A 21,463-nucleotide genomic window follows, 5' to 3' on the forward strand; every position below is an offset into this window, starting at 1 on the left:
TCCGATTGCCGTGGCGTCTCTCGCTGTGTACCAGGCGCTTTAAAGGAATTGAAATGTCAATTGACAATGTCTTTGTGACTTCGGAAGTCGTGCCAATACCTTCGCCGCTGATCGAACACACGAAGTCTCAACGATATCTACCAGAGCGCTCATTTCCTGCTTTCGCTGGAGGACAATTATCGGCCTCAGCTGACTTTCAGGCTCACCGTTTGTAAGGCCGCTCCAGTTCTTTCTTGTCGTTCGGACGTGCACGGCCGCGAATAACTCAGGAGGCGTTCAGCGAACGCGAACTCGCGACCCGTTGCAGACGAATATCATTCGTGCATGGCCTCGGATCCCGTGCGCCTCCAGCGAAGACTTCACAAAACCGCACTCGACCATGTGCACGATGAACCGATACAGAAGGTGAGCAGCCGCCTCACGTCCCTTCGGTGTTCCCATCGCCTGCTCGATTACCATGAAACGCCCTGGCAGCATCCGCAGCCCCGGAAAACGAGCGGCATCATATTCGAGCTGCTGCCTGACGCCTGCTGGTACCTCATAGCCCTCTGACATCTTTCGGGGAAAAGGTAAGCCCCCTCGATCAGAAGATAAGGACGGGTCTGTTCGATCTCTTTGCCGCGCAACGGATCTCGCGCAACAAATGCAACGTCCCATTCGTCCCGCTCGCTCCCGGCAACCACTTCGCCAGCACCGTCATACAGGATCAGTTGCAGAGGCGCATCGATCAGGGCGGCCAGCTTTGTCGCAAGATAGACGGAGACGCCGCACGGTTCACCCGTTTTCGGATCGCGAGTGGCAAGTATCGGATTGCCGAAGTTGATCGCCGGCCGAAGCTGACCTGTCGGCACCAGTTCGCGTGCCTCTCGTGGAAGCTTCAAAGCGGTTGATCTTCTCTTTCCGGTGCGCTGAAACATTCGCATTACGACTCTTTTTCCTGTTGGCCTTTTGTTCTCTCGGCACAACTCTTGGAAGGATTGCCAATAGGCATTGAAACGAGCTTTTTCGCCTTCGATCTTCGCTTTATGTCTGGCCTCCCGTCCTCTTTGTACTAGTTGCGCAGCATACTCTGGTGCCCGCTTAAGGATGCAGGTATAGCTAACGTCGAGAAGCCTGGCGGTTTGAAGTAGATTCTTCGTCTTCCCCAAGTTGTCGGGCCTCTTCAACCCTACTATCAGACGTTCAGGAGATTGAAACTTGCCGAGTCTAGGTCGATGCTTTACTTTTGTCCTAAACTTAAAGCTTGTATACGTCGCTTTCAGCTTAACTTCGTTTCAAAGTAAGACATCGGAAATTGCGCAGCCACAACGGCTCGCGATATTTGCCAGATGTGGAAGCGATGGCTGTGTTCAGGAGCGCCCGTTACCGTGATAAGGCGGTTACCATGCCTTGACAACATCCATCTTAATTTGGATCGCCCAATAGATTAGATATGCATATTAAGAAAAGTACGCGTTAATACAAGAAAAGTTATCTTTATAGAACGATCTGTGCGCTCGTTTTGTCGGAAAAGTGGGCTTCGATCATCGACGTGTCCACTTCTACATCATCGAGGTCAGAAGGGCGCAGCAAAGAAAAGCTCTGCACTTTATGACAAAAGGCTCGCGAAAGCGCTCCGAAGATGCTCACCCAGGCGCACCAGCATCGCGTCGCATCGGTGCAGTTGCTCGAGCGTGACGAACTCATCCGGTTTGTGGCCCTGGTCCATGCTGCCGGGTCCGCAGATCATGGCCGGAATGCCTGCTTGCGTGAACAATCCGCCTTCGCTGCCGAAGGCCACCGTTTCGAATGCGTTCGATCCGCTCAGCAGCGCGAGCAGCCGTGCAGCGTCGCTATCGGGTGAAGTCGCAAGGCCCGGATAGTCATTCAACGCCTGCAACCGGATGCCTGTATCGGCTTGCACCGCGCGCATCTTCGGCAGCAGTTCGGCTTCCGCATAGGCTTGCAGCTTGTCCGTGACGACGCTGGCGTCGAAGCCCGGCACGGTGCGCACTTCGAAATCGAACTCGCATTCGGCGGGCACGATGTTCAGCGCACGTCCGCCTTTGATGACGCCCGTCTGCACCGTCGAGAACGGCGGATCGAAACGCGCGTCGCGATGTTCTCGCTGCGCGAGCTCGTCGCCGACCTCTTCCAGCCGGTTGATCAGCCGCGCCGCATATTGAATCGCGTTGACACCCTGCGGCGCGTACGCCGAATGACATGCAGCGCCCTTCACATGGCAACGCATCGCGAGCTTGCCCTTATGTCCGAGCACCGGTTTCAGTGCGGTCGGCTCGCCGATCACGCACAGACGCGGCTTGTGCACGCGCTTTTCGAGTTCGGCGAGCATCGGCCGCACGCCGAGGCAGCCCACTTCCTCGTCGTACGAGAACGCGAGATGCACGGGCAGCTCCAGCTTCTGCTTCAGGAAAGCGGGCACGGCCGCCAGCACGGACGCGATGTAGCCCTTCATGTCGGCGGTGCCGCGTCCGTACAGGCGCCCGTCTTTCTGCGTGAGACGGAAAGGGTCTACGGTCCACGCCTGCCCGTCGACGGGCACGACATCGGTATGACCGGACAGCACGATGCCACCACGGTCGTGCGGACCGATGGTGGCGAACAGACTGGCCTTGGTGCGCTCGGCGTTATGGAACAGCTCGCTCTGCACGCCGAGATCCGCGAGGTATTGCTGCACGAACGCGATGAGCTCGAGATTCGAATCGCGGCTGACGGTCGCGAATCCGATCAGCCGCTCCAGCAGCTCGCGGCTCGACAGCTCACTCATCGCCCGGCACTCCGTAGCTTGGCGCCGTGGTCGGATTGAGTGCGCGCACGATGTAATCCTGCATCTGCGGCCGATAGGCTTGCCACAGCGCATCGAGCCGGCCGATGGGGTCATCGTCCGCCCAGTCGATACGCAGATCGACGACCGGCCAGACTTGTGCATCGACGATCTTCAGTGCGGCTGAGTGCACGGGACCCGCTTCGCCGCCCGCTTCGACCGCGGCATGCAGCGCCTGTATCAGGCGATCGGCGAGCGCGCCTTGTGTGCTCTCGAACGCCTTCACCATCGCGTCGATCACCTGCTTGCCGGCGAGCAGATTGCCCGCCCCGACACACTGATTGCCGGCGAGAGCGTGATGCACGCCGAGCGCTTCCTTGCCGGTGAACATCGCGGTTCGGCCCTGACTGTCGATCACCGTCACCTGCCGGTACTCGCTCCATTCGCTCGAACTCAACGCGCGTTGTAGCGCCGCGTCAGGCGTGAGCTGTTCGCGTTCGAGCAGATCGAGAATCTGCGGACCGAGCGCAGGCAGCGTGACGTTCTGGGTTGCCACCGCGCCGACTCGCGCACGCGCCCACGGACACCGCGCGCCCACCGAGATGCTCGACGAACTGATCGCGAGGCCGAGTTGGCCCGTCTTTTCGCAACGTCCGACGATCGAGAATGTCATGGGTCGCTCCTTACGCCTGAGCGGGCTTCCAGTTGTCCGGAATCACCGCGATCACGTCGATTTCCATTAGCCACTGCGGCTGGCCGAGCGCGCTGACGACGAGTCCCGTCGAAATCGGATACACGCCCTTCAGCCATTTGCCGACCTCCTGATACACCGGCTCGCGATAACGCGGATCGATGATGTACGTCGTCGTCTTGACGATGTGCGTCAGGTCGCTGCCCGCTTCTTCGAGCAACTGCTTGACGTTCTTCATCGCCTGCTCGGCTTGGGCACGCGGATCGCCGAGACCGATCAGATTGCCTTCGAAATCCGTGCCGACCTGGCCGCGCACATAGACCGTGTTGCCCGCGCGAACAGCCTGGCAAAGATCGTTGTCGAGCGACTGGTTCGGGTAGGTATCCTTCGTATTGAACATGCGGATGCGGGTATGCGTCGGCATCAGTTCACTCCCATTTCGTTGACCTTCCGTGCGTGCGGCTCGTCGCACGCGGCATCGGTTGCGTTGCCATCATGCGCGCGCCGCGCGTCCTGCTGACGCTGCGACGCGTCGCGATAGGCGAGATATTTGCGCTGCGTGACGATGTGATCGGCAATATGCTTCGCGTCGTGCCAGACGCCCCAGATGAACGACGACGCGCGACGCGAGAGCCACGGCAAGCCGAGGAAATACAGGCCCGGCTCCTTCGACACGCCACGCTGATGCTGCGGCTTGCCCTTCGCGTCGAACGCGTCCACATGCAGCCAGCTGAAATCGACGGCATAGCCGGTGGCCCAGATGATCGAGTTCACACCCGCCTTCGCCAGATCGAGCTCGGCGAGCGGATGAGTCACGCATTCCGGGTCGGACGGAATCGAGCGCGCCTCGGGATCTTCCGGCAGATCGATACCGGTGCGCGTAACATAGGCGTCGGCCGCATCGAGCAGCGACATCAGGTTTTCGTCGCCGCGCTTCAGATTCGCAGCGAGGTCCTGTTCGAAACTCACGACGCCATTGTCGAACGATTTCGTCAGACCTACGAGCGTCATCCCTTGATGCGCGAGTCTGCGGAAATCGATGGTCTGGCCACCGTATGCGCCGCTTACCGCAATGGTCACGTGCTCTCGTCCCGGCGTGGCGACTTCCTTGTCCCACTCTCCGAGCACGCCCAGCCACCAGCAGAAATCGCGATTGCGATACGCACGCGGCGGACGGTCGTGTGCGCCAACCGACAGATAAACTTTGCGGCCCGCGCGTTGCATTTCATCCGCGATCTGCACGCCCGACGAACCCGCGCCGACGACGAGCACAGCGCCCTCCGGCAGTTGCGCGGGGTTGCGATAGTCGGCGGAATGGAGCTGCGTGAGATTTGCATCCCGAGGGGCGATCGGCGGAATGACGGGACGCTGGAAAGGCCCCGTCGCGACGACCAAGCGATTCGCTTCGATCGTGCCGTCTGACGTTTCGATCATGAAGCCCGGACGCCCCTCCCGCCGCGCGACGCCTGTCACTTCGACGCCCGTGCGGATCGGCGCGTCGACCTTGCGCGCATAGGCTTCGAAGTACTCGGCGACCTGATCCTTCCCAGCAAACGCATCGGGATCGAGTCCTTCGAACTCCATATTGGGGAAACGGTCGTGCCAGGCCGGGCCATTCGCGACCAGCGAATCCCAGCGGCATGTACGCCAGCGTTCGGCGATGCGGTCGCGCTCCACCACGAGATGCGGCACACCCAGTTTGCCCAGATGTTCGCTCATCGCGATGCCCGCCTGACCAGCACCGATTATCAGCGTGTCGATCGACAACCGTTCAGCCGTCATGGCTGTCTCCTTCTGAAAAGCACTCTGACTCAGGTCCATGTTCGATGACGCATTGCAAGATCGAGGCGACTGACGACGGCGACGCGGTTTTCGCATCGGCGTGTTGTGTCGCCCACGTCACGCCCGGTCACTGTTCGGACACAATGTACGCTGCGCTACGCATAAACAAAAATACATTCAAAAAATGCCATGCATTGTTTTTGGCTATGCAGCTCATCCCGATTGCGACGACAATGACTGTGAACGATGCTCCGGAACGAACTCATGGACGGAAATACAGTGCGTTATTCGCTGCGCCAGTTGCGGTACTTCGTCGTGGCAGCGGAAGCGCTCTCTTTCACCGCGGCGGCAAAGCGATTGCATATTTCGCAGCCTTCGATTTCGACAGCACTGGCCGATCTCGAAGCGTCTTTCGGCGTGCAACTTTTCATTCGGCATCACGCCAGCGGTCTGTCGCTCACGCAGCCCGGCCGCGATCTGCTGGGGCACGCGCGCAATCTGTTGAAGAATGCCGAAGAACTGCAATTGACGGCCAAAGAGATGGATGGCGGAATGTCAGGCTCGATTTCTCTCGGGTGCCTGGTATCGCTTGCCCCGCCTCTCATGCCGGGCATCATCAGCCGCTTCGTGCAGGAGTATCCCGCCATATCGTTCCGGACCACCGAAGCCCATCAGGACACGCTGTTAAACGGTCTGCATGACGGCTCACTCGATATTGTGCTGACCTATAGCCTCGATATCGCCGATGGCATCGCGTTTACGCCACTGCTTTCGCTGCCGCCCTATGCGATCCTGCCCAGAACGCACAGGCTTGCGCGGGCGCGCAAGGTGTCGTTGGCCGATCTGCTTCACGAGCCGTATGTGATGCTGGACCTTCCGCATAGCCGGGAGTACTTCTCTGCGCTATTCGATGCGGTCGGCAGCCGTCCCACCGCGGCCTTCCGTTCGTCGCAGCCCGAAGTCGTGCGTGGCATGGTCGCCAATGGACTGGGCTACAGCATTCTCAACTTCCCGCTCAAGTCGAACCGGACCGTCGACGGCGAGGACTTCGTCATCAAGCGCTTCAAGGAGAACGTCAACGCCACCACGCTCGGCATCGCGCGATCCGGCAGCATGAAGCCGCGCGAAATCGTCAAACGCTTTTCGGCGTTCTGCGAAACATACATTCGCCGTCTGCACATCGAATAGAAGTAATAGAAGTCAGCAGAAGCACTGCATAGCAGTAGTCTATTCAATGCATCCAAAAACAGTATTTTGACTTGAAAATTGGATTGTTAGATTGGAGTTCATCGCGATACATACGCTGACACGGAGGCCGCATGGCAGCTATTCCCATTCCGACGACCAATGGGCTCGACGTCGTTCGCAATCTGCGCGAGAACTGTGAGCGCCCCTTCGAGGATGCGCACGCGATGCCTCCCGCTGTCTACACGTCGGAGGCGTTTCTCGCGCTCGAACGGGGTGGCGTATTTCGCAGCGAGTGGCTATGCATGGGCCGCACGAGCGCGCTAGCGAACAACGGCGACTATCTGACAGGGACAATAGACGATCAGCCGGTCTTCGTATTGCGCGATGCGAACGGCGAGTTGCGCGCGTTCTCGAATGTCTGTCTGCACCGGATGTCGGTGCTGCTGGAAGGACGCGGCAACGTGCGCCGCATCGTCTGCCCGTATCACGCGTGGAATTACACGCTCGCCGGCGCACTCGCCGGCGCGCCTTTGATGGATCGCCAGGCGGGCTTCTGCAAGGAACAATACAGGCTGCCTGCCGTGCGTTGCGAGACATGGCAAGGCTGGATCTATGTGACGCTCAACGCGGAGGCGCCGCCAGTCGACGCGCATCTGGCGGACCTGACGAAGCTGATCGAGCCATACGGCATGAGCGATTACGTCGAGACCTTCCACGAAGAGCACGTGTGGAACACCAACTGGAAGATCCTCGCGGAAAACTTCATGGAGAGCTACCACCTGCCGATGCTGCATCGCGCAACGGTCGGCCCGCACTCGAAGCTCGAAGAAATGGAATGCCCGCCGGGCCTTCCCGCGTTCAACTATCACTGGATCACGAAGGAAGCTTCGCTGCCGATCGGCAATGCGCATCCCGCCAATACGCGCCTGCAAGGCCACTGGCGCCGCACCACCGCGTTGCTGGCGATTTATCCGACGCATCTGATCACACTGACCCCCGGCTACTTCTGGTATCTGATCCTGCAGCCGCAGGGCGTCGGCCGCGTGCATATCCGCTTCGGCGGCGGCCTCGCGCCGGAATTCATCGACGATCCGAAAGCCGCCGACTACATGGCGACGCTCAAGACACTGCTTGACGAGGTGAACGCCGAAGACAGGCGCGGCGTCGAGGCCGTGTTTCGCGGCGTGCATGCGCCGCTCGCAAAGCCGGGCAATCTGAGCCCGCTCGAGCGGCCGAATTATGACTTTGCGCGCTACCTCGCGGCACGCGTGGGCGCGACGTGACAGCGACGCCTCGCATGGATCGCCAACACTCACCCGAGCCTCCCATGTCAAGCCAATCATTCATTTCCTTTGCAGGCGTCAGCAAGTCATACGATGGCCTGCACAGCGTGGTCGAAGGGCTCGACCTCGACGTCGCGCGCGGCGAATTCGTCTCGCTGCTCGGACCATCGGGTTCGGGCAAGACCACGACGCTGATGATGCTCGCCGGTTTCGAATCGCCCACGCGCGGCGAGATCCGCCTCGCGGGCAAGCGTCTGGACGACAAGCCGCCCCATCAGCGCGACATCGGCATGGTGTTCCAGAACTACGCGCTCTTCCCTCATATGACGATCGCCGAGAACGTAGCATTCCCGTTGTCCGTGCGCAGGGTGAGCCGCAGCGAGCAGAAGACGCGGGTGATGCGTGTGCTCGACATGGTGGAGCTGTCGCATCTCGCGGGACGGCGTCCGTCGCAGTTGTCGGGTGGCCAGCAGCAGCGCGTCGCGCTTGCCCGCGCGCTGGTGTTCGAGCCGAGCGTGGTGTTGATGGATGAGCCGCTCGGCGCGCTCGACAAGCGGCTACGCGAAAACATGCAGTATGAAATCATGAGGCTCCATCGCGAACTGTCGCTCACGATCGTCTATGTGACGCACGACCAGAACGAAGCGTTGACGATGTCGAACCGCGTCGCCGTGTTCTCCGATGGACGCATCCAGCAGGCCGCCACGCCGACCGAGCTCTACGAAAACGCAGCGAATGCCTTCGTTGCCAACTTCGTCGGCGAGAACAATGGACTGACGGGTCGCGTGATTCCGGACAACGGCGAATGGGCCGCGATGCAGCTCGCCGACGGCGGCATCGTATTCGGCCGCGCAGGGGCGGGACTCGCGGTCGGCGATACCGCGATGCTGGCGCTGCGCCCCGAGCGAGCGCACATCGCGGCGACGCCCGATGCCGAGCAGGAAGCGGCACGGCAGAACATGAACGTCGTGCACGCGCTCGTGGAAGAACTCGTCTATTGCGGCGACCATCATCGCGTTCATCTGAAGCTCGGCCATGGCGAAACCGTGGTCGTCAAGGTGCCGAATACGCAGCACCACGATCTGCCTGCGCTAGGCCGTCCGACGGCCGTGACCTGGCATCGCGACGATTGCAAGGTGCTGCCCGCAGCCGAAGTTCTGCGCGCCGCCGGACCTTCTGACAGCGCAGCCCGTTCCGCGACTTTTCCTTCCTCGTCCGCCTCGCCACTCATCGCAGGAGTCAACTGAAAATGAAAACCAACATTTCGTTATTCCGGACCACCATCGCGGCGTGCGCGCTGGGCGTGTTCGCTGCCGCTACGGCTCACGCGGCCGATACGATTTCCGTCGTCACGTTCGGCGGCGCCTATGAAGCCGCCGCGAAAAAGGCCTGGTTCGAACCGTTCACTGCGAAGACAGGCGACCAGTTCGCGACGGAATCGTATGATGGCGGCCTTGCGAAGTTGCAAGCGATGGAGCAGGCGAAGAACCCGACGTGGGATCTGATCGACCTCGAAACCAACGATGCGATCACCGCATGCGACGAAGGCCTGATCGCGAAGTTCGACAGAAAGTCGCTTGGCAGCACCAGCGATTTTCTGCCGGGCTCGCTCAGCGACTGTGCGGTCGCGGCGATGGTGTGGTCCACAGTCTATGCGTACGACACCAGCAAGCTGAAGACGGCGCCGAGCAGCATCAACGATTTCTTCGACCTGAAGAAATATCCCGGCAAGCGCGGCATGCGCAAGTCACCGAAGGTGGCAATGGAGTGGGCGCTGATTGCCGACGGCGTCGCGCCCAAGGACGTCTACAAGACACTGGGCACGCCCGCCGGCGTCGATCGCGCGTTCAAGAAGCTCGACACGATCAAGTCGAGCATCGTCTGGTGGGAAGCGGGGGCACAAGCACCGCAGCTGCTTGCCGACGGCGCAGTCGTGATGACGCAGGCCTACAACGGCCGCATCGACGATGCCGTTCATAAGGACAAGAAGCCGTTCAAGATTGTCTGGGACGCGCAGGTGTACGACTACGAATGGTGGGCCGTGGTCAGCGGCGCGAAACATGCCGACGCGGCGCAAAAATTCATCGTGTCGGCCTCGACGCCGCAAGCCTACGCGGATCTGTCGAAGTACATCGCCTACGCGCCGCCGCGCAAGGACGCGATTCCGCTGATCGACAAGGCGCGCCTGAACGATCTGCCGACCGCGCCGGAGAACTTCAAACGTCCGCTGCAAATCAATGCAACGTTCTGGGCCGACAACGCCGATGCGATCAACAAGCGCTTCCAGAACTGGTTGACGCAGTAAGGCCAGAGCGAAACGAGATTGACGACGATGAACACGCCGCTGCCAACCACTGCTCCCTTTGGCCGCGGCCCGCGCGCCGCGGATCGCGAGCTGTTTCGCGCCGCGCGCCGCAAGGCTGCGATGCGCGCGCTGCTGCTCGCGTTGCCGCTGCTCGTGTTTCTGCTGGTGACGTTCGTCGCGCCGATCGCGAGCCTGCTCGGCCGCAGCGTACAAAATCCCGAAGTGCGTGACGGCATGCCCGAGCTGAGCGCGGCGCTGGCCGCGTGGAACGGTGCGGGCGTGCCCGGCGAGCCTGCATTTGCCGCGCTTGCGCACGACCTGAAGCGTGCCGGCGAAAACGGCCAGCTCGGCAACATCGCGCGACGCATGAACTTTTATCAGTCGGAATTCCGCAGCCTGCTCTTCAAGACGGCGCGCGCCACGCGTTCGCAGACGTCCGCGCAATGGAAGCCTGCTCTGACTGATATCGACGCACGCTGGAACGAGCCGGAAACCTGGCGTCTGCTCAAGCGTGCGTCCGTTTCGCCGACACCCGACTATTTGCTGAACGCCGTCGACGCGCAAGTCGCACCTGACGGCTCAGTGGCGCCTGTCGCAGCCGATAGCGCCATCTACCGCGCCGCATTCGGCCGCACGGTGACGATCAGTGCGACGGTCACGCTGCTATGCCTGCTCTTCGGCTACCCGGTCGCGTATCTGCTCGCGACATTGCCGGACAAGCAGAGCAACCGCCTGATCCTCTTTGTGATCGTGCCGTTCTGGACTTCGCTGCTCGTGCGCACGACCGCGTGGTACGTGCTGCTGCAACCGGGCGGCGTGATCAACAGCGCGCTGACCCGCCTTGGGCTCGTCAGTCATCCACTGCCGCTCATCTTCAACCGTACCGGCGTGCTGATCGGCATGACGCATATCCTGTTGCCGTACATGATCCTCGCGATCTATTCGGTGATGAAGAATGTGTCGCCCGTGTACATGCGCGCGGCAAAATCGCTCGGCGCGCATCCCGCCGTTGCATTCGTGCGCGTCTACATTCCGCAGACGTTGCCGGGTGTGGGCGCGGGATGTTTTCTTGTGTTCGTGCTCGCGCTCGGCTATTACATCACCCCCGCGCTGCTGGGCGGCGCAGGCGACGAAATGATCAGCCAGCTGATCGCGTCGCAGACCAACGAGAGACTGAACTGGGGCCTTGCGGGCGCGCTATCGTGCTATCTGGTCGTCTTCACCGCCGTGTTCTATTTCATCTTCAACAGGCTGGTCGGGATCGACCGCTTGCGCTTCGGCTAGCATGCAGCGAGGCGCGACGCTCACTCCGTATCGCTCATCGACAGGTGGATTCACATGAAAGACGGACGCACGCGGCTACTTTCGGAACGCATCGCCGGCGCGGGATTACGCGCGCATTGCGCGATCATGTTCTTTTTCCTTGTCGCGCCGATTCTCGCGATCGTGCCGCTGTCGTTCAATTCGGGCTCGTTCTTCTCGTACCCGATGCAGGGCTTCTCGCTGCGCTGGTACGCGCAGGCGCTGGCTTCGCCGGACTGGCAACGCGCGTTCGTGAACAGCATCGGCATCGGCGCGGCGTCGACGCTGATCGCGACGGTGCTCGGCACGCTTGCTGCGCTAGGCTTGAGCCGCGCGCAGTTTCCGTTCCGCTCGATCGTCATGCCCGTCATCGTGTCACCGATGATCGTGCCCATCGTGGTCGTCGCGGCAGGCTTCTACCTGGTCTTTTCGCCGCTCGGCCTGGTGAATTCGTATCCCGGCGTCGTGCTTGCACATGCCGCACTCGGCACGCCGTTCGTCGTCGTCACGGTGACGGCATCGCTGCTGTCGTTCGACCAGAGCCTGCTTCGCGCCGCGTCGGGACTGGGGGCGCCGCCATGGGTCGCATTCCGCCGCGTCACGCTTCCGCTTATCGCGCCCGCCGTTGCAACGGGCAGCGTGTTCGCGTTCGCGACTTCGTTCGACGAAGTGGTCGTCATTCTGTTCATCGGCGGCCCGGATCAGCGCACCGTGCCACGACAAATGTGGAGCGGCATCCGCGAGCAGATCGACCCGTCGATCCTCGCCGTGGCCACGCTGCTGATGGTGTTCGCAATCGCGCTGTTTGCGTGCATGAACTGGTTGCGCAAGCGTGCAGCGGCGGCTAGCCGATCGTTTGCGTGAACTGGGCGTTTCACTGAAACAGCGACCTCTCAGCCGGACAACGGCGGGAGCGTTTGCGCCAGGAAACGTGTCAGCCAGTCGATGCCGGCTTGTCCCACGAATAGGTGATGTATCCTAGGGCTACGCAGGGTGCCTCTTTGCGAGAGCATGGTTCATCGCGGGTTATGTCAGGTGCGTGACGAGGAACCATGTATGTGGAGGCATGGCAATCCGGTCGCGCAGTGGAGAACCCCGATGAGACGAATTCGTCAGTGGGCATACCTGGCATCGTTGGTCATACTGATTGCAGTACTTGCCGCATGCGGGGGAGGCGGCGGCGGTTCCAGTGGTGCAAGCAGTCCGCCGGGCGGCGTTCGTCTTCAAGTTGTCTCCTTTGGCGACAGCCTGTCGGACGTGGGAACCTTTGCGCCCGTCGCGAGCACCGTGGGTGGGGGCCGTTTCACGACCAACCCGGGGCAGGTATGGACTCAGGATGTGGCGCAATATTATGGGGACACGCTGAGCGCTGCCTTCACGGTCAGTGTCGATCATAAACTCAGCGCACACGACGGCCTGGGTTATGCGGAGGGCGGCGCAACGGTTTCGACGCCAGCCAACCTGAATGATTTTCTTGTCGACGTGATCGGCAACGTTGAAATGCCCGTCAACCAGCAGGTTTCGAGCTATCTCGCCGCTCACGGAAGCTTCAATGCCGGTCAACTTGTTCTGGTCTGGGCTGGCGCGAACGACGTACTTCGCGCGGGCTCGCCGCCCGCCGCTGTGACGACGGTGCAAGCGGCGGCAATTACCCTGGCCCAGATTGTGGGGCAGATTGTCCAGAACGGCGGCACGCACGTCGTCGTGGTCAACGTTCCCAACGTCGGTATCTCGCCCAAGGGGCGCGTCGCGTCTGACGGTGGGGCGAACCTGACCCAGTTGTCGCAACTCTTTAACACAACATTGAACGCTGCCTTGCAGGGCAGTGGCCTGCAAGGCAAGGTTATCCAGATCGATTCCTATAACTGGGTGAATCAGATCATCGCGAACTTCAAGGGCAACGGCTTTGCCGTGTCCAACACGGGTCAGGCCTGCGATCCCGCGAAGACCCCCGATGACACGGCGCTGCTGTGTTCGCCTGCTACATACGTCACACCCAATGCCGATCAGACGTATATGTTTGCTGACGACCTTCATCCGACCACGCGTTTGCATACGCTTTTCGCCCAGTTCGTCGAGCAGCAGATCGCCGGTAGCGGTCTTGGTCGCTGAGCATCGGAACGTTGAAAGTTACGGGGCGGACCTTGTCGTCGCATTTACGGCGCAAGCCAAAGCGCCGCCTCGCGGGCGCTTGACGTTTCGCCCCGTGCCGGAGGACAAATCGTGTATCGGATCACGCCAACGTCCGTCTCGTCGGAATAGCCACTGGGCATAACCAGTTCGATATTCTGGGGTCGTCCAAAAAAGCCGTGCAGACATGAAGGCCAGGAAAGGCAAACGTCCAGCCCTCATGGTCTGCGTCGAAAAACCACCCATCAGCCCGTCCGGCTCCCCGGACCGCGCTTTTTCATCAGCAACTGAAGCAGCACGGGCAGCAGCAAAAGCACGAGCGGCAACTGCACGATGAGCCCGGAGATGATCGCAATGGCGAGCGGCTGCTGCATCGCCGAGCCCTGGCCCAGTGCAAACGCGAGCGTCAGCAGCGCGAGAATTGCAGCGATGGTCGTCATCGCGATGGGACGCAGACGGTTGCAGCCCGCTTCAATAAGCGCGCGCTCGAACGGCAGGCCTTCGTCGCGCACAAGTCCCTGCAGTTCCGACACGTAAAAGATGGCGACCTCGGTCACGATGACGATGATCATCGTCATGCCCATCATCGCGGAGATGTTGAGTTAGTTGCCCGTCACCCATAGCCCGATGAAGACCGCGCCCGCTGCGAGCAGCGGCATCGCCATCACCGAGAGCGCAACGCGAAAGCGCTCGTAGAGAAAGAGCAGCAGGCCGAAAACGAGCGCTACGGCCCCGCCGAGCACCGTGACGAGTCTCTCGAACGCGATCTTCTGCTGCTGGTACAGACCACCAAGCTCGCAATAGACGCTCGACGACAGCAGTTGCGGTTCACTGAGCGCCTTCTGCACGTCGGCGACCATCGAGCCCAGATCGCGCCCGTCAATGCGTGCCGTCACGGCCACCATGCGCTTGAGGTTGTCGCGGCTGATCTCCGGCTGTCCCGTGACCTTGACCATGTCCGCGACGCGGCCAACGGGAAACAGATGACCGTCCGGGGCGCGCACGAGCAGCTGGCCGAGCTGTGTATCGGTGAGGCTCAGCGCGTTGGCGACACGCACGCGCACGCCGACCGTCTTTGGCCCGCTCTGGAACTGCGTGGCAACGCTGCCTTCCAGCATGTCGGAGACAGCCTGCGCGACCGATTGCATATCCATCCCTTCGGCCGCCGCTGCGTCGGGGCGGATACGCAGTTCGAGCGCATCGCCCGCAGGGTTGATGCCGTCGTTCACATCGACGATGCCAGGAATCTTCGCAATGCGGGCCGCGACGTTGCGGGCCGTCGTGTCGAGCGTGTTCTGGTCGTCGGAATAGATCTTGATCTGCACGGGTTGCGGCACCACTGTCAGATCGCCGATCAGATGCTCCATCAGTTGTGCGAGCTCGACGCTAACGCCCGGGACCTTACTCTCGACCTGCGAACGGATTTCTTCCATCACCGTTTCGATCGGCTCGCGACTGCCGGACTTGAGCCGCACGAAGAAGTCACCACGATTCGGTTCGTTCAGGTCGCTACCCAGACCCGCGCCTGTGCGGCGCGAGTACGTCGAGACATTCGGATTGGACTGCACGACCGATTCGATCTGCTGCATCAGACGGTCCGTTTCGGCGATGGACGTGCCGGGCGCCGTGTGATAGCCAAGCACGAAGCCGCCTTCGTCCATCGTCGGCATGAAGCCGCTGCCGACCTGCGTGAACGCGAACGCCGCGACAGTGATGAGCGGCACGAGACCAGTCAGCACGAGCAAAGCCTTCGACGTCACATGCTCGATCAGATACGCGTAGCGCCTGTTCATCCACGAGGCGAGGCACGTTCCTTCTTCTTCCGCGTCCTTCGCCTTGAGCCAGTGATCATACAGAATTGGTACGGCGAGCCACGTCACGATGAACGAGATGAGCAGCGCGCTGGCCATCGTCACGGACAGCGCCTTGAAAAACGCGCCCGTCACGCCGGAAAGAAACGCAAGCGACACGAAGATGATCAGCGTCGCGGCCGACGAGCCCGCAAACGGCCGCGTGAACTCGAGCGCTGCCGACATCACGCGGCCATGAAACGCCTGCGCGCCCGCTTCGCGCATGCGTCGCACGTTCGGTCACGGTTACAGGCAGATCGAGGAGCACGAAATGAGCGGCAATTCCAGCCTGACAAGCGGGTACTCCTGCACAAGCCCTTTCCCGAACCGTTCGGGCTTAAGGGCGGTGTGCAACATCGGAACGTGGCTCGATCGATCTCTCATTGCACGATGGATAACAGCCTCGGCATATTCAGAATCGGTGGCGTGGATTCGCACGATAGTCCGCGAGCGATTCGCGCATGGCGCCATATCCGCTGGTTCTTGTGTGCATGGAGCCTGCTGGCCATTCCTGCCTTTTACGGCGAACTCACCGCGACCACCCATGTTGCGCTGGCCGTCGCGCGGATGCTGTATCTGTGCATGTTCGCAGGTTTCGCTGTTTCGATCCTCTGGGTGCTGTACCTCAGCAAGAAGCCGAAGACGCTGCTTACGCATAATCGCCTCGACGTTCTGATCGCGATGGGTGCCGCATTCAGTGCGGGATGGGGCGCGCCGCCATGGCAGACGGCCGAATGGATACTCCGGTTGTTGTTCGTGAGCCTCGTCGCCGTGCGGATCGTGTTGTCCTTGCAAGGCTTTTTTACGCCGAACCGGCTTGTCTGGCTGCTGGTGGCGGGCGCTGCCGTGCTGGCAATGGCGGGTGCCGGCTTTTTGTGGCTCGAACCCAAAGTGCATTCCTATGCGGACGGACTGTGGCTCGCGTTCGAAAGCAGCGCAACCGTTCGGATATGGCGACATCGCCCCGACCACGCCAGCTTCGCGCGTATTCGCCGTATTCGTCGTGCTGCTGGGTTACGGCATGTTATCGCTGGTCTTTGCGAGCATTGCAGCGGCGCTCATCGGAAGGGAGGAAAGGGCGCTGCGACGGGAAATGCATCGGGACATCAAGCATCTGACGGGCGAAATAGGCAGACTGCACGTCGAGCTTCGTGCGCTCCAGGAAACGCTGGTGCAGTCTTCCAATACGCCTGGCGAGGCATGCCGCCCAGCCCCGCGCGAGCATGGGTGAAAACCACTTCGAATCACTCGCCGCGAAAACCCGGCAATGGTAACGAGCGCTTGAACGTCTCGTGAGTTGCGGGCTTTCACGGACTCGCCACGCTGGCAGAAGCCGTGACTTCCGGCGCGTAGCCACCGATCTCGTGCGCCAATACCGCGAGCGCATGCACGACTATGCGTCGATGCGCGCACTCGACGTTTGGTACGACAGAATCGATCTGCAAAAATTTCAGGACCGGACGGGCCGTCGCGACTACAGGGATTTTATCCAGGCGATCCGGGAAGGTCGGATTCAGGCAATGACCGAGGAATAGGCAAGGCCATCGTGTCGCGGTCCGTTCGTACGCAGACGGCCATGCCGCCTCGCCAGAGGGGCTCGCGGGCGGCCTCGCATCCATTCGACGCGCAGGGCCGAAAGCTGACGGACGCGTCATTCGAGGTGCAAGCCGGACAGGTGCTAACAAATCTCGCGACGGCGCTGGAAGGTGCTGGCAGCAGCATCGCGCGACTGGTGCAGGTTCGGGTTTATCTGGCCGATATCGAGCATTGGCCGAGCTTCAATCGGATTTACGCGGACTGGGCGGGCGATGCACGACCAGCCCGCGCGATCGTGCCAGTTGGTCCGCTTCACTTCGGCTTCAATATCGAGATCGAAGCTACGGCGATGGTGTGAGGCAGCGTGGGGCAGGAGTCGGCCGAGGTGGTGTGAAAACGCAAAAGTACTCGGTTTTCGGGTGTCGCTTTACCCTTCACGAGTCGCCACCAGGCCGATACGTGGCGATCTGAAGGGTCGACTTTTGAGAAGGCTTCGTGAGCAGCGCGTTTTCACACGACCTCGGCCATCAACGGCCGCTCCTGGGCAACTCTTGTCGGACGCTCGAACGTCCCTTCCGCTTCCGAAAACTGCCCTTTGCCCAATACAGGACGACGTATCGGGGATGAGCCGCGCGCCGTCTCATGCCTGGAATTCGCGCAGGCCCTCACCCTCTTTTGCCCGACCCGGCACGCCTGGAGTCATCTTGTACCCGAGCCTTGCTATCGCCTGCCGGGCGGCTCTTCACGTGATCGATGAATGCGCGGAGCTTCGGCAGGATCTGCCGGCGGCCTGGATAGTAGAGAAACACGCCCGGTATCACCGGTGCGAACGGCTCCAGCACTTGCACGAGTTTTCCCGCTTTCAATGCCTCGGCGGCCATCGGCTCGGGTATCTGGGCAAGGCCTATGCCTTCGATCGCGGCGCCGAGCATGGTGGGAAAGTCACTGGCGATGAGCGGGCCGGATACAGCGATCTCGATCGTGTTGCCGTTGTCGTTATCGTTGAATGACCATAGCGCGAGCGCGCCGCTGGATCGCCGCCATCGCAAGCATGCGTGCTGGCGCAGATCGTCCGTTTGCCTGGGCCTGCCGCGCCCTTCGAAGTAGGCTGGGCTGCCGACGACGATGAGACGAAACGGTGGCGTCAACGGCACCGCGATCATGTCGTCGGCAATGAACTGACCCAGCCGGATGCCGGCGTCAAATCCTTCCGCTGCAAGATCGATCAGCTCCTTGCCGGCCGCAATCTCCACCTCGACTTCGGGATACGCCTTGCAGAAGGATGCGATCAGTGGCTCCAGCAGGATCGGCACCACCGCGCGCGGCACGGAAAGACGCAACAATCCGGCGGGCCGCTGGCCGAGTCCCCGAGCAACCTCGCTTGCGGCAACAAGCTCCTCGAAGGCAGGCTTTGCGCGCGAGAGAAACCGTTCGCCTGCTTCCGTGAGGCCAACGCTACGCGTGGTGCGGATGAAGAGCGCTGCGCCAATGCGCGTTTCCAGTACACGCACCGCCTGACTGATGGCCGACGGCGTCACGCCGAGTTCCGCGGCTGCCCTGCGAAAACTCCGATGCTGGGCCACGCTCAAGAACGCCTCCACACCATCGAGCGCTCCCTGTCTGACTGTGAAGTTCTGCTTCATGGCCCATCAACATTGTGATGAATAGTCGTTCACGCAAGACGATGGTACATCTAACGTGCAAATCAGGAGTGAGGAGCCTTGCAATGACTGATGCACTTGATGGTGTGCGCGACCACTATCGCGCGACTGGCCTGACCGGGCGGCTGAAGGCCGCGCTCACGGTTCTTGGACCCGAGGATCAGCCGCTCACACCGCAGCAACTGGTCGCGCTCGACCAGTTTCACACCCGTGGGTTCGCAGCGACGGCCGAGCTTGCAGAACTGGCTGGTATCACCGCCGACATGTCGGTGCTGGACGTCGGCTCGGGCGTTGGCGGCCCGGCCCGTCTGATCGCTGCAACCTGTGGCTGCCACGTGACGGGTATCGATCTGAGCGAAGCGTTCGTGGATGCCGCACGCTATCTCACCCGGCGAACAGGGCTGAGCGAACAGGTGTCGTTCCATGCTGCCAGCGCGCTGGAACTTCCCTTCGACGGCAGCCATTTCGACGCCGTATTGCTGCAGCACGTGGCGATGAACATCTCCGGGCGCGCCCGCCTTTACCGGGAGATAGGGCGCGTGCTGAAGCCAGGCGGCAGGTTTGCGACGTTCGACATCGTCGCAAACGGTGGCGAACCGTACTATCCCGTTCCCTGGGCACGAACGCCGTCAACAAGCTTTCTGCTGACAGCCGATGCAACGCGCGAGGTGATCGAACAGGCGGGCTTTCGTACGCTGGTATGGCAGGACGACGCCGAGGCCGCCAAGGCCTGGTTCGCCCAGCTGCGTGCGTCAGGGCCGCCGCCCTCGCCAAATCTCGGCGTGGTGATGGGGCCGGACTTCGCACAGCTTTCCGCGAACCTCGCGCGAAGTCTTATGGAAGGCCGACTCGGCATCTTCACCGGGGTATTCGAGGCCGCATCCGCGAAGACACACGTTCAACCGGAGCGCCAATGATGAGCACCGCCCACGTTCCCGCTGGTATCGTTCCGCCGCATCCCGCCTGGCGCATCATGCTTTGGATCGTCCCGCTGACAGGCTTGTGGATTGCGTTGATCTACTGGCAACCGGTTATCCCGGACAGCGGCGTTCCAACCACCGCCCACCAGCTGATGGCTCATGCGTTTATCGCGGTCGGCTTGTGGCTCGGCCTCGAAAGCACTGACCTGACGCCGAACCAACGCCGCGCGACCTGGCTCGCGATCATGATCACAGACACGCTCTGGTTTGCGGTCGTCTGGAGCGCGGCGATCAATGGCGTCTTTCACCTCGACGCCTCACCGCGGTCTGTGCCGTGGCTGCCGTTGGCGATCTTCCTGCCGGTGATGATCGGCGCGCCGTTGTTACTGTTGTCGAAGCGGGTGGGGCAGGTGCTCGACGCGATGCCGGCGAGCTGGCTCATCGCGCTTCAGCTTTACCGGGTATTCGGCAGCTGGGCGCTTGCTGCGTGGCTGCGTGGGGTGCTGCCCGGCGTGTTTGCGTTGCCGGCGGGAACCGGCGATCTGCTGACCGGCCTGTCCGCCGTGCCGGCGGCAATCGCGGTGGCGAGCGGTACAGCGCAAGGGCGGAGGGCGGCGATCGCCTGGAACCTCTTCGGCCTCGCCGATTTCGCAGTCGCACTTACCTTGGGGCTGATCACCTCGCCCGGCCGGTTCCAGTTGATCGTTCCAAATGTGCCGGGCATTGGTGCCGGCGCTTATCCGAATGTGCTGACCCCTGCTTTCGTGGTACCAGGCTCGATCCTGCTGCACGTGCTGTCGCTGCGCCAGCTGATCCGACGACGTGCTTGCTGATCTTCTTCCTATCCATCCATGCGCCAGACGACAACTGGCAGGAGGGCAACATGTCACCTGAACTTCTCTTCCGGTTGCATCTCGTTCTGGGGTATGTCACCTGGCTGCCTTGCTTCGGTGTGTACGTTTGGCCCAGGCTCAAGTCGATGGACCCACTTGAAGCGCAACGCGCGATCGCCACCTTGCACAGCTTCCGTTTCTTCGGGCTGGCCTTCATCCTGCCGGGCGTCGTCAGTCCCGATCTGCCGGCCAGCTTCACTGTGTTCGCCGCATATGGCGACTTCGCAACGGGAGTGCTGGCGCTGCTGGCGCTACTCACGGCACGCATACGCCCACTCTTTTGGCTGTTCGTCGTAGCCTTCAATCTTGTGGGGGCGATCGACCTCATCCTCGACTACTACCACGCTACCCTGGCCGATCTACCTGCGCGTGCGGGAGAGTTGGGCGCCATGTATGCGATTCCGATCATCTACGTGCCTGTGCTGGCGATTACGCATGTTGCCGCCTTCTATCTCCTGCTGCGACCACAGCCCAAGGCGGTTCGAAGCTACTGGTCGTTCCGCAAGCCATGAAATTTCCGAAGCGTAGCTTGCTTCTGGCCGGCGGCGATGATGCCATGCCCGAGTGACCGCAACATGGCCGATGAGCGGAAGGCGTGGGCATGAACGAATGGTGGATGGACTTTGAGAACGGACGTTCGGAGCATAAACACCCGATAGGCTGCAACGGCTCGACATCAGGCGTCGTCATAAATTTTAGGCGCCACACAAGCGGCCGCCGCAGGTGCAAGGCACGGCCGCAGCCCTTGTGGCCACTAACCGCGCGAAGCTCCCCTAGTCGCGCTCCCGTTGGAAGCGCTGCACCAGGCCGCGGCTTCTTGGCGAGGAACGACCTCCATGTAGTCATGCAACACACGTCCATAAGGGAGCGTGATGTCGGCAATGAAATCAACGGCTCCGAAAACGCGCTTGACGGGAAGATCAGCAACGGGCGCATTGACGTGCGGAACAAGACCGAGTCGCGCCGGACCCGACCATGCGCCTTTGACGCGAATGTCGGCCAGGCTGTAGCCGACGAGTTGCGCAATGGCAGGCGCGCGCCGTCCACGCCCCGGAATGATCTTCAGATTGACTGGGTGGTACTCATCTTGTCGATAGTCGACGTAGGGGAGCACGCACGTCTGCCTTCGACGTCGTAGAGCAGATGCTGATGCTTGTG

The 21,463-nt window shown here is 61.4% G+C and carries 21 protein-coding genes and 1 pseudogene; 13 read left to right on the forward strand and 9 right to left on the reverse strand.

What is annotated here, in order from left to right:
* Nucleotides 1-452: 452 nt before the first annotated feature.
* The 5 genes from AB4Y32_RS21780 to AB4Y32_RS21800 form a co-directional block, all read right to left on the reverse strand.
* Complete coding sequence (locus tag AB4Y32_RS21780; protein WP_368723328.1) at nucleotides 453-1,148, reverse strand: hypothetical protein; 696 nt, start codon at nucleotides 1,146-1,148, stop codon at nucleotides 453-455.
* A 440-nt stretch (nucleotides 1,149-1,588) separates the two neighbouring features.
* On the reverse strand, nucleotides 1,589-2,767 hold the full coding sequence (gene argE / locus AB4Y32_RS21785; RefSeq protein ID WP_368723329.1) for an acetylornithine deacetylase: 1,179 nt from the start codon (nucleotides 2,765-2,767) through the stop codon (nucleotides 1,589-1,591).
* A complete protein-coding gene (locus AB4Y32_RS21790; RefSeq protein ID WP_368723330.1) occupies nucleotides 2,760-3,437 on the reverse strand; it encodes a DUF1028 domain-containing protein in 678 nt (225 codons plus the stop codon). The genes argE and AB4Y32_RS21790 overlap by 8 nt, the downstream gene beginning before the upstream one ends.
* A gap of 10 nt (nucleotides 3,438-3,447) precedes the next feature.
* Nucleotides 3,448-3,879: a RidA family protein gene (locus tag AB4Y32_RS21795; RefSeq protein ID WP_368723331.1), complete on the reverse strand. Its 432-nt coding sequence runs from the start codon at nucleotides 3,877-3,879 to the stop codon at nucleotides 3,448-3,450.
* Complete coding sequence (locus AB4Y32_RS21800; protein ID WP_368723332.1) at nucleotides 3,879-5,237, reverse strand: flavin-containing monooxygenase; 1,359 nt, start codon at nucleotides 5,235-5,237, stop codon at nucleotides 3,879-3,881. Before AB4Y32_RS21800 ends, AB4Y32_RS21795 begins: the two co-directional genes overlap by 1 nt.
* Before the next feature lie 264 nt (nucleotides 5,238-5,501).
* On the opposite strand from AB4Y32_RS21800, the gene AB4Y32_RS21805 reads away from it, so the two are divergent.
* The 7 genes from AB4Y32_RS21805 (at nucleotide 5,502) to AB4Y32_RS21835 (ending at nucleotide 13,427) form a co-directional block, all read left to right on the forward strand.
* Nucleotides 5,502-6,425, forward strand: a complete 924-nt coding sequence (locus AB4Y32_RS21805; protein WP_368723333.1) for a LysR family transcriptional regulator — start codon at nucleotides 5,502-5,504, stop codon at nucleotides 6,423-6,425.
* A gap of 131 nt (nucleotides 6,426-6,556) precedes the next feature.
* Complete coding sequence (locus AB4Y32_RS21810) at nucleotides 6,557-7,708, forward strand: SRPBCC family protein (RefSeq protein WP_368723334.1); 1,152 nt, start codon at nucleotides 6,557-6,559, stop codon at nucleotides 7,706-7,708.
* 44 nt (nucleotides 7,709-7,752) lie between these two features.
* The gene (locus AB4Y32_RS21815; protein ID WP_368723335.1) at nucleotides 7,753-8,955 is read left to right on the forward strand and encodes an ABC transporter ATP-binding protein; all 1,203 of its coding nucleotides are present in this window, start codon (nucleotides 7,753-7,755) and stop codon (nucleotides 8,953-8,955) included.
* Nucleotides 8,956-8,957: 2 nt separating this feature from the next.
* Nucleotides 8,958-10,013 carry an ABC transporter substrate-binding protein gene (locus AB4Y32_RS21820; protein ID WP_368723336.1) on the forward strand — a complete coding sequence of 352 codons (1,056 nt, stop codon included), beginning with the start codon at nucleotides 8,958-8,960 and terminating at the stop codon, nucleotides 10,011-10,013.
* Between the two features lie 27 nt (nucleotides 10,014-10,040).
* A complete protein-coding gene (locus AB4Y32_RS21825; RefSeq protein ID WP_368723337.1) occupies nucleotides 10,041-11,297 on the forward strand; it encodes an ABC transporter permease in 1,257 nt (418 codons plus the stop codon).
* A 54-nt stretch (nucleotides 11,298-11,351) separates the two neighbouring features.
* Nucleotides 11,352-12,179 carry an ABC transporter permease gene (locus AB4Y32_RS21830; protein ID WP_368723338.1) on the forward strand — a complete coding sequence of 276 codons (828 nt, stop codon included), beginning with the start codon at nucleotides 11,352-11,354 and terminating at the stop codon, nucleotides 12,177-12,179.
* Between the two features lie 234 nt (nucleotides 12,180-12,413).
* The gene (locus tag AB4Y32_RS21835; protein WP_368723339.1) at nucleotides 12,414-13,427 is read left to right on the forward strand and encodes an SGNH/GDSL hydrolase family protein; all 1,014 of its coding nucleotides are present in this window, start codon (nucleotides 12,414-12,416) and stop codon (nucleotides 13,425-13,427) included.
* Nucleotides 13,428-13,690: 263 nt separating this feature from the next.
* Here AB4Y32_RS21835 and AB4Y32_RS21840 read toward each other — a convergent pair.
* Together AB4Y32_RS21840 and AB4Y32_RS21845 are read right to left on the reverse strand one after the other, a co-directional pair.
* Nucleotides 13,691-15,529, reverse strand: a pseudogene (locus tag AB4Y32_RS21840) (efflux RND transporter permease subunit); the annotation flags it as partial.
* A gap of 12 nt (nucleotides 15,530-15,541) precedes the next feature.
* Nucleotides 15,542-16,192, reverse strand: a complete 651-nt coding sequence (locus tag AB4Y32_RS21845; RefSeq protein WP_368723340.1) for a hypothetical protein — start codon at nucleotides 16,190-16,192, stop codon at nucleotides 15,542-15,544.
* Between the two features lie 4 nt (nucleotides 16,193-16,196).
* Here AB4Y32_RS21845 and AB4Y32_RS21850 point away from each other — a divergent pair, with 4 nt between their 5' ends.
* The 3 genes from AB4Y32_RS21850 to AB4Y32_RS21860 all read left to right on the forward strand — a co-directional run bounded on the left by AB4Y32_RS21850 (nucleotide 16,197) and on the right by AB4Y32_RS21860 (nucleotide 17,189).
* The gene (locus AB4Y32_RS21850; RefSeq protein WP_368723341.1) at nucleotides 16,197-16,526 is read left to right on the forward strand and encodes a potassium channel family protein; all 330 of its coding nucleotides are present in this window, start codon (nucleotides 16,197-16,199) and stop codon (nucleotides 16,524-16,526) included.
* 61 nt (nucleotides 16,527-16,587) lie between these two features.
* Nucleotides 16,588-16,830: a DUF2252 family protein gene (locus tag AB4Y32_RS21855; protein ID WP_368723342.1), complete on the forward strand. Its 243-nt coding sequence runs from the start codon at nucleotides 16,588-16,590 to the stop codon at nucleotides 16,828-16,830.
* A gap of 41 nt (nucleotides 16,831-16,871) precedes the next feature.
* The gene (locus AB4Y32_RS21860; protein ID WP_368723343.1) at nucleotides 16,872-17,189 is read left to right on the forward strand and encodes a RidA family protein; all 318 of its coding nucleotides are present in this window, start codon (nucleotides 16,872-16,874) and stop codon (nucleotides 17,187-17,189) included.
* A 307-nt stretch (nucleotides 17,190-17,496) separates the two neighbouring features.
* On the opposite strand, the gene AB4Y32_RS21865 is transcribed toward AB4Y32_RS21860, so the two are convergent.
* Nucleotides 17,497-18,474 carry a LysR family transcriptional regulator gene (locus AB4Y32_RS21865; protein ID WP_368723344.1) on the reverse strand — a complete coding sequence of 326 codons (978 nt, stop codon included), beginning with the start codon at nucleotides 18,472-18,474 and terminating at the stop codon, nucleotides 17,497-17,499.
* 83 nt (nucleotides 18,475-18,557) lie between these two features.
* Between AB4Y32_RS21865 and AB4Y32_RS21870 the strand changes: the two genes are divergently transcribed.
* The 3 genes from AB4Y32_RS21870 to AB4Y32_RS21880 are packed head-to-tail and all read left to right on the forward strand — an operon-like array spanning nucleotide 18,558 to nucleotide 20,817.
* Nucleotides 18,558-19,409: a class I SAM-dependent methyltransferase gene (locus AB4Y32_RS21870; protein ID WP_368723345.1), complete on the forward strand. Its 852-nt coding sequence runs from the start codon at nucleotides 18,558-18,560 to the stop codon at nucleotides 19,407-19,409.
* Complete coding sequence (locus AB4Y32_RS21875; RefSeq protein WP_368723346.1) at nucleotides 19,406-20,245, forward strand: MFS transporter; 840 nt, start codon at nucleotides 19,406-19,408, stop codon at nucleotides 20,243-20,245. Before AB4Y32_RS21870 ends, AB4Y32_RS21875 begins: the two co-directional genes overlap by 4 nt.
* Nucleotides 20,246-20,295: 50 nt before the next feature.
* The gene (locus AB4Y32_RS21880; protein ID WP_368723347.1) at nucleotides 20,296-20,817 is read left to right on the forward strand and encodes a hypothetical protein; all 522 of its coding nucleotides are present in this window, start codon (nucleotides 20,296-20,298) and stop codon (nucleotides 20,815-20,817) included.
* Between the two features lie 242 nt (nucleotides 20,818-21,059).
* On the opposite strand, the gene AB4Y32_RS21885 is transcribed toward AB4Y32_RS21880, so the two are convergent.
* Entirely contained in the window at nucleotides 21,060-21,419 is a 360-nt protein-coding gene (locus AB4Y32_RS21885; RefSeq protein WP_368723348.1) for an acetoacetate decarboxylase family protein, read from the reverse strand.
* Nucleotides 21,420-21,463 lie beyond the last annotated feature (44 nt).

This window comes from Paraburkholderia phymatum (genome assembly GCF_040965635.1).
In the GTDB taxonomy this organism is placed as follows: Bacteria; Pseudomonadota; Gammaproteobacteria; order Burkholderiales; family Burkholderiaceae; genus Paraburkholderia; species Paraburkholderia phymatum_B.

Excerpts from the sequence above, each read along its gene's own strand:
- argE (WP_368723329.1), bottom strand. The coding sequence starts at position 2,767 with ATGAGTGAGCTGTCGAGCCGCGAGCTGCTGGAGCGGCTGATCGGATTC.
- AB4Y32_RS21790 (WP_368723330.1), bottom strand. The coding sequence starts at position 3,437 with ATGACATTCTCGATCGTCGGACGTTGCGAAAAGACGGGCCAACTCGGC.
- AB4Y32_RS21795 (WP_368723331.1), bottom strand. The coding sequence starts at position 3,879 with ATGCCGACGCATACCCGCATCCGCATGTTCAATACGAAGGATACCTAC.
- AB4Y32_RS21800 (WP_368723332.1), bottom strand. The coding sequence starts at position 5,237 with ATGACGGCTGAACGGTTGTCGATCGACACGCTGATAATCGGTGCTGGT.
- AB4Y32_RS21805 (WP_368723333.1), top strand. The coding sequence starts at position 5,502 with ATGGACGGAAATACAGTGCGTTATTCGCTGCGCCAGTTGCGGTACTTC.
- AB4Y32_RS21810 (WP_368723334.1), top strand. The coding sequence starts at position 6,557 with ATGGCAGCTATTCCCATTCCGACGACCAATGGGCTCGACGTCGTTCGC.
- AB4Y32_RS21815 (WP_368723335.1), top strand. The coding sequence starts at position 7,753 with ATGTCAAGCCAATCATTCATTTCCTTTGCAGGCGTCAGCAAGTCATAC.
- AB4Y32_RS21820 (WP_368723336.1), top strand. The coding sequence starts at position 8,958 with ATGAAAACCAACATTTCGTTATTCCGGACCACCATCGCGGCGTGCGCG.
- AB4Y32_RS21825 (WP_368723337.1), top strand. The coding sequence starts at position 10,041 with ATGAACACGCCGCTGCCAACCACTGCTCCCTTTGGCCGCGGCCCGCGC.
- AB4Y32_RS21830 (WP_368723338.1), top strand. The coding sequence starts at position 11,352 with ATGAAAGACGGACGCACGCGGCTACTTTCGGAACGCATCGCCGGCGCG.
- AB4Y32_RS21835 (WP_368723339.1), top strand. The coding sequence starts at position 12,414 with ATGAGACGAATTCGTCAGTGGGCATACCTGGCATCGTTGGTCATACTG.
- AB4Y32_RS21845 (WP_368723340.1), bottom strand. The coding sequence starts at position 16,192 with ATGCACTTTGGGTTCGAGCCACAAAAAGCCGGCACCCGCCATTGCCAG.
- AB4Y32_RS21850 (WP_368723341.1), top strand. The coding sequence starts at position 16,197 with ATGCGGACGGACTGTGGCTCGCGTTCGAAAGCAGCGCAACCGTTCGGA.
- AB4Y32_RS21860 (WP_368723343.1), top strand. The coding sequence starts at position 16,872 with ATGCCGCCTCGCCAGAGGGGCTCGCGGGCGGCCTCGCATCCATTCGAC.
- AB4Y32_RS21865 (WP_368723344.1), bottom strand. The coding sequence starts at position 18,474 with ATGAAGCAGAACTTCACAGTCAGACAGGGAGCGCTCGATGGTGTGGAG.
- AB4Y32_RS21870 (WP_368723345.1), top strand. The coding sequence starts at position 18,558 with ATGACTGATGCACTTGATGGTGTGCGCGACCACTATCGCGCGACTGGC.
- AB4Y32_RS21875 (WP_368723346.1), top strand. The coding sequence starts at position 19,406 with ATGATGAGCACCGCCCACGTTCCCGCTGGTATCGTTCCGCCGCATCCC.
- AB4Y32_RS21880 (WP_368723347.1), top strand. The coding sequence starts at position 20,296 with ATGTCACCTGAACTTCTCTTCCGGTTGCATCTCGTTCTGGGGTATGTC.